Below are 12,127 nucleotides of genomic sequence, written 5' to 3' on the forward strand. Positions count from 1 at the left end.
GCGCCCAGGTTGCAGGCAGGCGTGCAGCGCCGCTGCGCACCGGCGATATCTCCCGCACACGCAGCCTGCTGCCGCCTCAATCCAGCGGCCGCACCCGATGCGAGCCGCGTGCCATCAGGCCTAAGGCAAACGCATGCGGCAGCAGCCGCAGTGCGGCATTGACCAGCCGATAGCGCCAGCCAGGCACTGCCAACACCTGGCCGCGTTCCAGTGCATCGATTCCGTACTCGGCCACCGCGTCTGCCTGCAGCCACGCCCAGGCGGGCAGGGTGGACATCGCTTCGCGGGTGCCGGTGACATCGTGGAATTCCGACCAGGCAAAGCCCGGGCACAGCGCGCACACCTTGACGCCGCAATCGGCATTTTCCAGCGCCAGCGATTCGCTGAAGCGCAACATGAAGCTCTTGCTGGCCGCGTACAGGGTCTGCCCATCGGCGCTCGGCGTCAGCGCCGCGAACGAGGCCACGTTGAGAATGCGGCCCTGTCCGCTGGCGCGGATCATCGGCAACAGTCGCCAGGTCAGCTCGCACACCGCAGTCACCATTACCTGCAGAAAGCGCGCATGCGTGGCCCAGCCGTTATGCAGGTAACGGCCCGGCACGCCGTACCCGGCGTTATTGACCAGGGTGCCCACGGTCCAGCCATTGCGCTGGATCTGCGTTGCCAACGTGTCGGGCGCGGCAGGGTCGGCCAGATCGGCCGGTAGCACTTCCACCCGCACAGTGCCGCGCAATCCATCGGCCAATGCCTGCAGTCGGTCCTCCCTGCGCGCAGTCAGGATCAACGGTACGCCGCGCTTGGCGTATGCCCGCGCAATCTCGCGGCCGATGCCGCTGGAAGCGCCGGTGATCAACGCGAAGACAGGTGAAACGGACATGGCAGGTTCCTGTGAGGGGAGGGGTGAGACATGTGGCGGACAGAAGTGTGCCGGTTGCCGACAGGGCATGGGCTATTCTGTCGCCTGTCTTCAACTCAGGAACCTGCGCCTGATGCGTCGAAAGATCGTTGCCGGAAATTGGAAGCTGCACGGCAGCCGCTCCTTCGCCACCGAACTGGTGGCCAAGCTCGCTGCGCACATGCCCCTGGAGGGTGTCGAAGTCGTCATCCTGCCGCCACTGCCTTATCTCGGCGACCTGATCGAGGGTTTCGAGGCCCATCACCTGTCGTTTGGAGCCCAGGACGTCAGCAGCAATGAAAAGGGCGCCTACACCGGCGAGGTGTCGGCCTCGATGCTGGTCGATGTCGGTGCCGGCTACGGGTTGGTCGGCCACTCCGAGCGCCGCCAATATCACCACGAGAGTAGCGAGTTGGTAGCGCGCAAGTTCGCCGCCGCCATCCATGCCGGGCTGATTCCGGTGCTTTGCGTGGGCGAATCGCTGGAACAGCGTGAAGCCGGTCAGACTGAGGCAATCCTACGTGCCCAGCTCGAACCGGTCCTGGAGCTGGTCGGCAGTGCCGGTTTTGCGGGCGCAGTGCTGGCCTATGAACCGATCTGGGCCATTGGCACCGGCCGTACCGCCAGCCCAGAGCAGGCTCAGGCCGTGCACGCCTTCCTGCGTGGCGAAGTCGCGAAGGCGGATGCTAGAATTGCAGATTCGTTGCCCATCCTGTACGGGGGCAGTGTCAAACCCGATAACGCCGGCGAGCTGTTTGCACAGCCCGATGTCGATGGCGGGCTGGTCGGAGGCGCATCACTGGTCGCCGAAGATTTCCTGGCCATCGCACGCGCGGCGGCCGCGTGCTAACCCATTAAGTTTTGTCCGGGGACGGATTTCGAAATGCTGATGTTGATCCTAAATGTGGTCTACGTGCTGGTCGCGCTGGCGATGATTGCGCTGATCCTGATGCAGCGTGGCGCGGGTGCGGCAGCCGGTTCCGGCTTCGGTGCGGGCGCCTCGGGCACCGTGTTCGGTTCGCAGGGTGCGTCGAACTTCCTGTCCAAGTCGACCAAGTGGTTGGCTGTGGTGTTTTTCAGCATCAGCCTGTTCATGGCGTGGTACGCCACCCACGGCGCGCGTCCGACCGATCAGAACCTGGGTGTGATGTCGCAGTCGGCAACGCCGGCTCCGGCCGCCGCTGGCGAGTTGACCCAGCCGTTGCCGAAGGCGCCGGCCGGTGCAGTACCGACCGCTCCGTCGCAGCCGGTTCCTGCCGCCGCACCAGCAGCAGCACCAGCGCAGTCCGCACCGGCGCAACCGGCGCCTGCAGCGCGCGAAGAAAACGCTTCAGAACCAGCACAAAAACGCTGAAGCCGGTTACAATGCGCTGCGCACTGGGATGCCCAGCGGCGCAACGTATGCCCAGGTGGCGGAATTGGTAGACGCACTACCTTGAGGTGGTAGCGACTTAGGTCGTAGGGGTTCGAGTCCCCTCTTGGGCACCATTGTTTGGCTGCAGTTCCTGCGCATCGCTTGTCGCGCGCGGGGTCTGCCTATACCCCATGCCGGCACGCGGCGCGTGCGGGCAGAGGCAAGAGAGAATCGCTGTGCTGGCCGAATATTTGCCGAGTCTGCTGTTTCTGATCGTCGCCACCGGTATCGGCATTGTGCTGATGCTGATTGGTCGGTTCCTCGCTCCGCGTACCCCGGACGCGCGCAAGCTTTCTCCGTACGAGTGTGGCTTCGAAGCATTCGAAGACGCGCGCATGAAGTTCGATGTGCGCTACTACCTCATCGCGATCCAGTTCATCGTGTTCGATCTGGAAATCATCTTCATCGTGCCGTGGACGCAGGTGTTCATGGAGATCGGCGCACGTTCGCTGGTCACCATGGGGCTGTTCGTCGGCATGTTGTTCCTCGGCTTTATCTACGTGTGGAAGAAGGGAGCGCTGGAATGGGAGTGATTCAGACCCTGGATCGTCTGATGACCAACCCGATGCCGGAAGGCCGGGTGGAAGACATCCTGCGCCCGGAAGGCGAAAACCCGCTGCTCGAAAAGGGCTACGTGACCACCAGTGTCGATGCGCTGCTGAATTGGGCGCGCACCGGTTCGATGTGGCCGATGACCTTCGGTTTGGCCTGTTGCGCCGTCGAGATGATGCACGCGGGCGCCTCGCGCCTGGATCTGGACCGTTACGGCGTGGTGTTCCGCCCGTCGCCGCGCCAGTCCGACGTGATGATCGTGGCCGGCACCCTGGTCAACAAGATGGCTCCGGCACTGCGCAAGGTCTACGACCAGATGCCGGATCCGAAGTGGGTCATTTCGATGGGCAGCTGCGCCAACGGCGGCGGCTACTACCATTATTCGTATTCGGTGGTGCGCGGTTGCGACCGCATCGTGCCGGTGGACATCTATGTCCCGGGCTGCCCGCCGACCGCCGAGGCGCTGGTCTACGGCATCTTGCAGCTGCAGAAGAAGATCTGGCGTACCCAGACGATCGCGCGCTGACACCCGTCTTCTTCTACCGAGAGCAGCCAAGCCCCCATGGCAGAGCAAGCATCCTCCTTCACTGACCGACTTGCGGCACGTTTCGCCGGTGCGCAGATTGCCGTGACATTGCCGCGCGGCGAAGTGACGCTGGAAGTCGCTGCAGCCGATTGGCACGTCACCTGTCTTGCACTGCGCGACGAGCTCGGTTTCGAGCAGCTCAGCGACCTGTGCGGCGTCGATTACCTGGGCTATGGCAGCGACGAGTGGGATACCGCCGACGTGTCGTCGCAGGGTTTCAGCCGCGGCGTCGAAGGCAAGGCGATTGGCCGTTTTGCCTGGGGTGAATTTCCCAGCCAGGAAAGCTCCAGTGGCGCGCAGCCGCAGCAATTGCCCAAGCAGCGTTTTGCCGTGGTCGCGCAGCTGATTTCCTACCAGCACAACCAGCGTCTGCGCGTGCGTTGCTACGCACCGGACAAACAGGTGCCGGTGGTGGCCTCGTTGACCGATATCTGGCCGGGCGTGAACTGGTTCGAGCGCGAAGCGTTCGACTTGTTCGGCATCGTGTTCGATGGTCACCCGGATCTGCGCCGCATCCTGACCGACTACGGATTCGTCGGCCACCCGTTCCGCAAGGATTTCCCGCTGATCGGCAACGTCGAAGTGCGTTACGACGACGAGCGCAAGCGCGTGGTGTACGAGCCGGTGACCTCGGTCGAGCCGCGCGTTGGCGTGCCGCGCGTGATTCGCGACGATGCCCGTTATGAGACTGCCGCTGGTGAAGTGGGCAAGTCGGAGACTGCCAAGTGAGTGAGTTCCGCCAGGCAACCGATGCCTTCGCGAGCAATCCTGCCGAAAGCAAGCAGGAAATCCGCAATTACACGATGAACTTCGGCCCGCAGCATCCTGCGGCGCACGGCGTGTTGCGCCTGATCCTGGAAATGGATGGCGAAACCGTGGTGCGTGCCGACCCGCATATCGGCCTGCTGCACCGTGGCACCGAGAAGCTGGCCGAGTCCAAGCCGTTCAACCAGTCGGTTCCGTACATGGATCGGCTGGATTACGTGTCGATGATGTGCAACGAGCACGCTTACGTGCTCGCGATCGAATCACTGATGGGAATCGAGGCGCCCGAGCGTGCGCAGTACATCCGCACCATGTTCGACGAGATCACCCGCATCAAGAACCATCTGATGTGGGTCGGCTCCAACGCGCTCGATCTGGGTGCGATGGCGGTGATGCTGTATGCATTTCGCGAGCGCGAAGAATTGATGGACGTCTACGAGGCGGTCAGTGGTGCGCGTATGCACGCGGCCTACTATCGTCCGGGTGGTGTGTATCGCGATCTGCCCGATCGCATGCCCAAGTACAAGGAATCGCGTTGGCACAAGGGCGGGGCGCTGAAGCAGCTTAATGCAGCGCGTGAAGGCTCGATGCTGGATTTCCTTGAGGATTTCACCAACACCTTCCCGTCGCGTGTGGACGAATACGAAACGCTGCTGACCGATAACCGCATCTGGAAACAGCGTACCGTCGACGTCGGCATCATCAGTCCGGATCTGGCGCGTGCCTGGGGCATGACCGGTCCGATGCTGCGTGGTTCGGGCATCGAGTGGGATCTACGCAAGAAGCAGCCGTACGCCAAGTACGACGCAGTGGATTTCGACATCCCGGTCGGCACCAACGGCGACTGCTACGACCGCTATCTGGTGCGCGTGGCCGAGATGCGCGAATCCAACCGCATTATCAAGCAGTGCGTGAAGTGGCTGAAGGCCAACCCGGGCCCGGTCATGGTCACCAATTTCAAGGTCGCTCCGCCAAGCCGCGAAGGCATGAAGGACGACATGGAAGCGTTGATCCATCACTTCAAGCTGTTTAGTGAAGGCTACTGCGTGCCGGCCGGCGAAACCTACAGCGCGGTCGAAGCGCCGAAGGGCGAGTTCGGTTGCTACCTGATGTCCGATGGCGCCAACAAACCGTTCCGCGTGCATCTGCGTGCGCCTGGTTTTGCGCATCTGTCATCGATGGACGCAGTGGTGCGTGGTTATTTGTTGGCCGACGTCGTGGCGATGATCGGTACTTACGATTTGGTTTTCGGTGAGGTTGACCGATGAAGGCGACGGGTAATTTCGAGGCGGCGCGCGACGTCGATCCGCAGGTTGTGCTGAGCGACAAGACGCGCGCGCATATCGATCATTGGCTGGCCAAGTTTCCGCCCGATCGCAAGCGTTCGGCTGTGTTGCAGGGCCTGCATGCTGCGCAGGAACAAAACCAGGGCTGGCTGACCGACGAGTTGATTGTTGGTGTGGCCAAGTACCTGGAACTGCCGCCGGTGTGGGCGTACGAGGTCGCCAGCTTTTATTCGATGTTCGAGACCGAAAAGGTCGGCCGCCACAACGTGGCGTTCTGCACCAATATCAGCTGCTGGCTCAATGGCGCCGAAGACCTGCTGGCCCATGCGGAAAAGAAGCTAGGTTGCAAGCTGGGGCAGTCGACGGCCGATGGTCGCGTCTACCTCAAGCGCGAAGAAGAGTGCCTGGCTGCCTGCTCCGCGGCGCCGATGATGGTCATCAATGGCCACTATCACGAGCACCTGACGAAAGAGAAGGTCGACGCGCTGCTGGACGGGCTGGAGTAAGACATGGCACATCATCACGCACCCTCAGGCCCGGTCGGTCCGGCGCCGTTGCCGCATCAGGTCGTCTATACGACGCTGCATTACGACACCCCGTGGTCGTATGAGAGCTATCTGAAAACCGGTGGCTACGCCGCGCTGCGCAAGATCCTCGAAGAGAAGATCCCGCCGGCCGACGTCATCGAAATGGTCAAGGCGTCGAATCTGCGCGGCCGTGGCGGCGCAGGCTTCCCGACCGGTTTGAAGTGGTCGTTCATGCCCAAGGGCACGATGCAGAAGTACATCCTGTGCAACTCGGACGAGTCCGAGCCGGGAACCTGCAAGGACCGCGACATTCTGCGTTACAACCCGCACTCGGTGGTGGAGGGCATGGCGATTGCCTGCTACGCCACCGGTTCGACGGTGGGCTACAACTACCTGCGTGGCGAGTTCCACCACGAGCCGTTCGAAAACTTCGAGCTGGCACTGGCTGATGCGTACGCCAACGGTTGGCTGGGCAAGAACATCCTCGGCAGCGGCGTGGATATCGACATCTACGGTGCGCTGGGTGCTGGCGCGTACATCTGCGGCGAAGAAACCGCACTGATGGAGTCGCTGGAAGGCAAGAAGGGCCAGCCGCGCTACAAACCGCCGTTTCCGGCCAACTTTGGCCTATATGGCAAGCCGACCACCATCAACAATACCGAGACCTATGCGTCGGTGCCGGCGATCATTCGCAACGGCCCGGAGTGGTTCCTCGGTTTGAGCAAGACCAAGAACGGCGGCCCGAAGATTTTCTCGGTGTCCGGCTGCGTGCAGAAGGGCGGCAATTTCGAAGTGCCGCTCGGTACCACCTTCGACGAACTGCTGGAAATGGCCGGTGGCCTGCGTCCGGGTCGCAAGCTCAAGGGCGTGGTGCCCGGTGGCGTATCGATGCCGGTGCTGAAGGCCGACCAGGTCGCTGGCCTGCAGATGGATTACGACACCTTGCGTGCGCTCGGCACCGGTTTGGGTTCTGGCGCCATCGTGGTGCTGGACGACAGCGTCTGCTGCGTGCGTTTCGCTTGCCGCATCTCGCAGTTCTTCCACAAGGAATCCTGCGGCCAGTGCACCCCGTGCCGTGAGGGCACCGGCTGGATGCACCGCGTGCTGGAGCGCATCGTTGCCGGCAAGGCCACGATGGAAGACCTGCATCAGCTGCGCACCGTTGCGGGCCAGATCGAAGGTCACACCATCTGCGCGTTTGGTGAAGCGGCGGCGTGGCCGATTCAGGGCTTCCTGCGCCAGTTCTGGGACGAGTTCGAGTACTACATCGTCAACGGTCGTTCGATCGTCGATACGCAAGTCGGAGTGGCTGCATGAGCGCCCAACCAGTGAACCCGAACGTCCCACCGGACCACGTCAGCGTCGAGATCGACGGGCAGTCCTTGGTGGTGCCGAAGGGCTCGATGATCATCCAGGCGGCCGACAAGGCCGGCATCCCGATCCCGCGCTTCTGCTACCACGAGAAGCTACCGATCGCGGCAAACTGCCGCATGTGCCTGGTCGATGTCGAAAAGTCGCCGAAGCCGTCGCCCGCCTGCGCCACGCCGGTGATGGATGGCATGAAGGTCACCACGCGTAGCGAAAAGGCGCTGAAGTACCAGCGCAGCGTGATGGAATTCCTGTTGATCAATCACCCGCTGGATTGCCCGATCTGCGATCAGGGCGGCGAATGCGAATTGCAGGACGTCTCGCTCGGCTACGGCCGTTCGGTGAGTCGCTTCAACGAACGCAAGCGCGTAGTGCCGGACGAGGACATCGGTCCGTTGGTCGCCACCGAAATGACCCGCTGCATCCAGTGCACCCGTTGCGTACGTTTCACTGCAGACATCGCCGGCACTTATGAGCTGGGCGGCATGTATCGCGGTGAAAACCTGCAGATCGGCACCTACGACGGCAAGCCGCTGACCACCGAAATTTCCGGCAACGTCATCGACGTGTGCCCGGTGGGCGCGCTGACCAACAAGGTGTTCCAGTTCCGCGCACGTCCTTGGGAACTGATGGCACGCGAATCGCTCGGCTACCACGATGCGATGGGCTCGAACCTGTTCCTGCACGTACGCCGCGGCGAAGTGCTGCGCACCGTGCCGCGCGAGAACGAAGCGGTCAACGAATGCTGGCTGTCCGATCGCGACCGGTATTCGCATCAGGGCCTGTATTCGGAAGACCGTGCGGTCAAGCCTCTGAAGAAGGTCAACGGTGAGTGGACCGAAGTTAGCTGGGCCGAAGGTCTGGCTGCCGCGACACAGATCCTGCGCGAAAATGCGGGCGATGCGCTTGGCCTGCTGGTGCATCCGTCTACCTCCAACGAAGAGGGCGCATTGCTTGCGCGTCTGGCCGAAGGGCTGAGCAGTGGCAATCTGGATCACCGCTTGCTCAACCGCGACTTCTCCGATGCTGCGGTGGCTGAAGCATTCGCCACGCCGCTGGCCGAGATCGAACGCGCCGACGTGGTCGTGTTGTTCGGTACCAACGTGCGTCATGAATTGCCGTTGCTGCATGCACGTTTGCGCAAGGCGCACATCCAGAACCGTACCCAGATTCACTCGGTCAATCCGGTCGATTTCGACTTTGCCTTTACTCAGGCGAGTCGCACCGTGGTGGCGCCGTCGCAGTTGGCTGGCGCACTGAGCGATGCGACGCTGCGCGATGCGGTCAAGGGCGCAAGCCGCGCCGTGATCGTGGTTGGCGCGCTGGCCGAAAACCATCCGCAGGCTGCAGCGCTGCGTGCTGCTGCACGCGACTTTGCCGCCGCCACCGGCGCATCGTTGTGTCGCATCCCGCAGGGTGCTAATGCTGTTGGCCTAGTCTCGCAGGGCGTGCTGCCCACCGCGCGCGATGTCGCCGGTATGCTGGCCCAACCGCGTCAGGCGTATGTGTTGTACGGCATCGAGCCGGGTCTGGATTTTGCCGATGCCGCCGCTGCCCGCAGCGCGTTGGCTGGTGCAAAGGTCGTTGCCTTCAGTCAGTTCGCTTGTGCCTCGACGCGCGATGTCGCCGATGTGATCTTGCCGATCGGTGCGTTGCCGGAAATCGATGCATCGCTGACCAATCTCGATGGTCGCGTGCAGACTGCACGTGCTGCGGGCCGCTTGCCGGTCGAAGCGCGCGAAGGCTGGCGCGTCCTGCGTGCACTTGGCGGTGAGCTGGGTCTGGGCGGTTTCGAGTTCATCGATCTGGTTGGGCTGCGCGCCGGCATGCAGAACCGCAGCGTGACGCCGATCGCGTCGGCACAGCCGGCAGCCGCCAGCAACGGTCTGGAAGTTGCTGCCACCGCAGCGATCTACCGCACTGATGCGGTGGTGCGTCGCGCCGCTGCGCTGCAATCGCATCCGCTCAACATCGCGCCGTGCGTGGCGATGCATCCGGAGCAGGCTGCACAATTGCAGGTCCAGGCGGGTCAGATGGTCAAGGTCGGTACCGATGCCGGTAAGGCAACGTTGCCGGTGGTGCTGGACGAGCGCGTCGCACCGGGCACGGTGTGGATCGAATCCGGCCATGGCGCAACCGCGCCGCTCGGTGCCGGTCGTGTAACGGTGGTGGCTGCATGAACGAATTGCTGTTGAACCTGGTCGACCCCCTGCACCAGTGGTTTCTGGGACTGGGCGATGGCGGCGTGGTGCTCTGGTCGGTCTTGAAGATCCTGCTGATCGCCGTGCCGGTGATTATCTCGGTGGCCTTCTACGTGGTCTGGGAGCGCAAGCTGATCGGTTGGATGCACGTGCGCCATGGGCCAATGTACGTGGGTATGGGCATCTTTCAGGCCTTCGCCGACGTGTTCAAACTCCTGTTCAAGGAGATCCTGCAGCCGAGTAGCTCGCACAAGGCGATGTTCATCATCGCGCCGTTGCTGACCCTGGCACCTGCATTTGCCGCGTGGTCGGTGGTGCCGTTCGATGCGAAGCTGGTGTTGTCCAATGCCAATGTCGGCTTGCTTTATCTGCTGGCGATGACCTCGCTGGGCGTGTACGGCATCATCCTGGCCGGCTGGGCATCTAACTCGAAGTACGCGTTCCTGGGTGCGATGCGCTCGGCCGCACAGGTGGTCAGCTACGAAATCGCGATGGGCTTTGCGCTGGTCGGCGTGATGATTGCCTCCGGCAGCGTCAACTTGAGCCAGATCGTGTTCGCGCAGGCTGGTAACTCCGGCTTCTTCGACTGGTTCCTGATTCCGCTGTTTCCGTTGTTCATCGTGTACTGGGTCTCCGGCGTCGCCGAAACCAACCGTGCGCCGTTCGACGTGGTGGAAGGCGAATCGGAAATCGTCGCCGGCCACATGGTGGAATATTCGGGCGGTGCATTTGCGCTGTTCTTCCTGGCCGAATACGCCAACATGATCTTGGTCAGCTTCCTGATCTCGATCTTCTTCCTCGGCGGTTGGCTGAGCCCGATCCAGGGCTGGATCAACGCAGATATTTCGCCGTGGATCGACTGGGTGTGGAAGGGCGGCTGGCCGTGGTTGCTGATGAAGGTGTTCTTCTTCGCCAGCGCCTACATCTGGTTCCGCGCCAGCTTCCCGCGTTACCGCTATGACCAGATCATGCGTCTGGGCTGGAAGGTCTTCATTCCGCTCACGATCGTGTGGATCGCAGTGACGGCGTTGTTGGTGTTTTACGGCGTGATCCAGAAGGGCGTGTAATTGATGAATAAGATTACCCACTACTTCAAGAGCTTGCTGCTGCTCGAACTGCTCGGCGGCTTGTGGCTGACGTTGAAATACACGTTCAAGCCCAAGTACACCGTGCTGTATCCGATGGAGAAGTTCCCGCAGTCGCCGCGCTTCCGCGGCCTGCATGCGCTGCGTCGCTATCCCAACGGCGAAGAGCGCTGCATCGCTTGCAAACTGTGCGAAGCGGTGTGCCCGGCGCTGGCGATCACCATCGACTCGGCCAAGCGCGAAGACGGCACCCGCCGCACGACGCGTTATGACATCGATTTGTTCAAGTGCATCTTCTGCGGCTTCTGCGAGGAAAGCTGCCCGGTGGACTCGATCGTCGAGACGCACATCCTCGAGTATCACTTCGAGAAGCGTGGCGAAAACATTGTCAACAAGCCGCAGTTGCTGGCGATCGGAGACCGGTTAGAAACCGAGATCGCCGAGCGTCGCGCTGCCGATGCCGCCTTCCGTTGAGGTCATGATGGACTGGGTCACTATTGCTTTCTACGCCTTCTCCGCCGTCGCGGTCGTGTCCGCCGGTGCGGTGATCAGCGTGCGCAACCCGGTGTACGCCGTGTTGTGCCTGATCCTCACTTTCTTTTCGATGGCATGCATCTGGTTGCTGGTCGGTGCCGAGTTCCTCGGCGTGACGCTGGTGCTGGTCTACGTCGGTGCGGTGATGGTGCTGTTCCTGTTCGTGGTGATGATGCTGGACATCGACACCAGCCGCCTGCGCGAGGGGTGGGTCAAGTACATGCCGCTGGGCGTGATCGTGGCGGTCGCCATGCTCGCGCAGATGGTCACCTTGATTGGCGTCAAGTCGCGTAGCGCCACGCCGTTCCCGGCAGACAACGCAGCGGCGCAAGCAGCGGACAGCTCGAATCTGACCTGGTTGGCCAAGAGCCTCTATACCGAGTTCCTGCTGCCGTTCGAGTTCGCCGCGGTGATCCTGACCGTGGCTGTGGTGGCCGCGGTGATGCTGACCCTGCGCAAGCGCACCGGCATCAAGTTGCAGAATGCCGGCGAGCAGTCGCGAGTGAAGGCGGGCGACCGCTTGCGCATGGTCAAAATGGCGGTTGAAAAGCCGGTACAGGTTGCGCCGCAGAGCGATGCGGCCGACGGACAGGAGGCGAAGTCTTGATTACCTTGGGCCACCTGCTGGGACTGGGCGCGGTGCTGTTCTGTATCTCCTTGGCCGGCATCTTCCTCAACCGCAAGAACGTCATCGTGTTGCTGATGTCGATCGAGTTGATGTTGCTGTCGGTCAACGTCAACTTCATCGCGTTCTCGCGCGAGCTTGGCGATACCGCCGGTCAGTTGTTCGTGTTCTTCATTCTGACGGTTGCCGCTGCGGAGGCTGCAATCGGCCTTGCGATCCTGGTGACTCTGTTCCGCACGCGCCGCACGATCAATGTGGCCGAAGTCGATACGTTGAAGGGCTGACCTGT

The 12,127-nt window shown here is 62.3% G+C and carries 14 protein-coding genes and 1 tRNA gene; 14 read left to right on the forward strand and 1 reads right to left on the reverse strand.

The window, feature by feature from the left end; genetic code table 11:
- Window positions 1–76 precede the first annotated feature (76 nt).
- Window positions 77–877, reverse strand: a complete 801-nt coding sequence (locus tag KWO_RS08560; RefSeq protein ID WP_010375885.1) for an SDR family NAD(P)-dependent oxidoreductase — start codon at window positions 875–877, stop codon at window positions 77–79.
- 112 nt (window positions 878–989) lie between these two features.
- Here KWO_RS08560 and tpiA point away from each other — a divergent pair, with 112 nt between their 5' ends.
- The 14 genes from tpiA to nuoK all read left to right on the forward strand — a co-directional run bounded on the left by tpiA (window position 990) and on the right by nuoK (window position 12,122).
- Entirely contained in the window at window positions 990–1,745 is a 756-nt protein-coding gene (gene tpiA, locus KWO_RS08565) for a triose-phosphate isomerase (protein WP_010375883.1), read from the forward strand.
- 33 nt (window positions 1,746–1,778) lie between these two features.
- Window positions 1,779–2,249 (forward strand): preprotein translocase subunit SecG, encoded by a 471-nt coding sequence (secG, locus tag KWO_RS08570; RefSeq protein ID WP_010375880.1) that lies wholly within the window; start codon window positions 1,779–1,781, stop codon window positions 2,247–2,249.
- A 49-nt stretch (window positions 2,250–2,298) separates the two neighbouring features.
- Window positions 2,299–2,383: transfer RNA gene (locus KWO_RS08575), tRNA-Leu, on the forward strand.
- A gap of 102 nt (window positions 2,384–2,485) precedes the next feature.
- A complete protein-coding gene (locus KWO_RS08580) occupies window positions 2,486–2,842 on the forward strand; it encodes an NADH-quinone oxidoreductase subunit A (RefSeq protein WP_010371162.1) in 357 nt (118 codons plus the stop codon).
- Entirely contained in the window at window positions 2,833–3,387 is a 555-nt protein-coding gene (locus KWO_RS08585; protein WP_010371165.1) for a NuoB/complex I 20 kDa subunit family protein, read from the forward strand. The genes KWO_RS08580 and KWO_RS08585 overlap by 10 nt, the downstream gene beginning before the upstream one ends.
- Window positions 3,388–3,423: 36 nt before the next feature.
- Window positions 3,424–4,176: an NADH-quinone oxidoreductase subunit C gene (locus tag KWO_RS08590; protein WP_010375877.1), complete on the forward strand. Its 753-nt coding sequence runs from the start codon at window positions 3,424–3,426 to the stop codon at window positions 4,174–4,176.
- Window positions 4,173–5,480 (forward strand): NADH-quinone oxidoreductase subunit D, encoded by a 1,308-nt coding sequence (locus KWO_RS08595; RefSeq protein WP_010375875.1) that lies wholly within the window; start codon window positions 4,173–4,175, stop codon window positions 5,478–5,480. The genes KWO_RS08590 and KWO_RS08595 overlap by 4 nt, the downstream gene beginning before the upstream one ends.
- Window positions 5,477–6,004 (forward strand): NADH-quinone oxidoreductase subunit NuoE, encoded by a 528-nt coding sequence (nuoE, locus tag KWO_RS08600; protein ID WP_005991372.1) that lies wholly within the window; start codon window positions 5,477–5,479, stop codon window positions 6,002–6,004. The genes KWO_RS08595 and nuoE overlap by 4 nt, the downstream gene beginning before the upstream one ends.
- Window positions 6,005–6,007: 3 nt before the next feature.
- Window positions 6,008–7,342: an NADH-quinone oxidoreductase subunit NuoF gene (gene nuoF, locus KWO_RS08605; protein WP_010371179.1), complete on the forward strand. Its 1,335-nt coding sequence runs from the start codon at window positions 6,008–6,010 to the stop codon at window positions 7,340–7,342.
- A complete protein-coding gene (nuoG, locus tag KWO_RS08610) occupies window positions 7,339–9,573 on the forward strand; it encodes an NADH-quinone oxidoreductase subunit NuoG (RefSeq protein WP_026113117.1) in 2,235 nt (744 codons plus the stop codon). Before nuoF ends, nuoG begins: the two co-directional genes overlap by 4 nt.
- On the forward strand, window positions 9,570–10,661 hold the full coding sequence (gene nuoH / locus KWO_RS08615; RefSeq protein WP_010375869.1) for an NADH-quinone oxidoreductase subunit NuoH: 1,092 nt from the start codon (window positions 9,570–9,572) through the stop codon (window positions 10,659–10,661). Before nuoG ends, nuoH begins: the two co-directional genes overlap by 4 nt.
- Before the next feature lie 3 nt (window positions 10,662–10,664).
- Entirely contained in the window at window positions 10,665–11,153 is a 489-nt protein-coding gene (gene nuoI / locus KWO_RS08620) for an NADH-quinone oxidoreductase subunit NuoI (RefSeq protein ID WP_003485557.1), read from the forward strand.
- A gap of 4 nt (window positions 11,154–11,157) precedes the next feature.
- A complete protein-coding gene (locus KWO_RS08625) occupies window positions 11,158–11,820 on the forward strand; it encodes an NADH-quinone oxidoreductase subunit J (RefSeq protein WP_017112139.1) in 663 nt (220 codons plus the stop codon).
- A complete protein-coding gene (nuoK, locus tag KWO_RS08630) occupies window positions 11,817–12,122 on the forward strand; it encodes an NADH-quinone oxidoreductase subunit NuoK (RefSeq protein WP_005914274.1) in 306 nt (101 codons plus the stop codon). The genes KWO_RS08625 and nuoK overlap by 4 nt, the downstream gene beginning before the upstream one ends.
- The last annotated feature ends 5 nt before the right edge of the window (window positions 12,123–12,127 follow it).

The sequence above is a fragment of the Xanthomonas vasicola pv. musacearum NCPPB 4379 genome (assembly GCF_000277895.2).
Lineage (GTDB): Bacteria > Pseudomonadota > Gammaproteobacteria > Xanthomonadales > Xanthomonadaceae > Xanthomonas > Xanthomonas vasicola.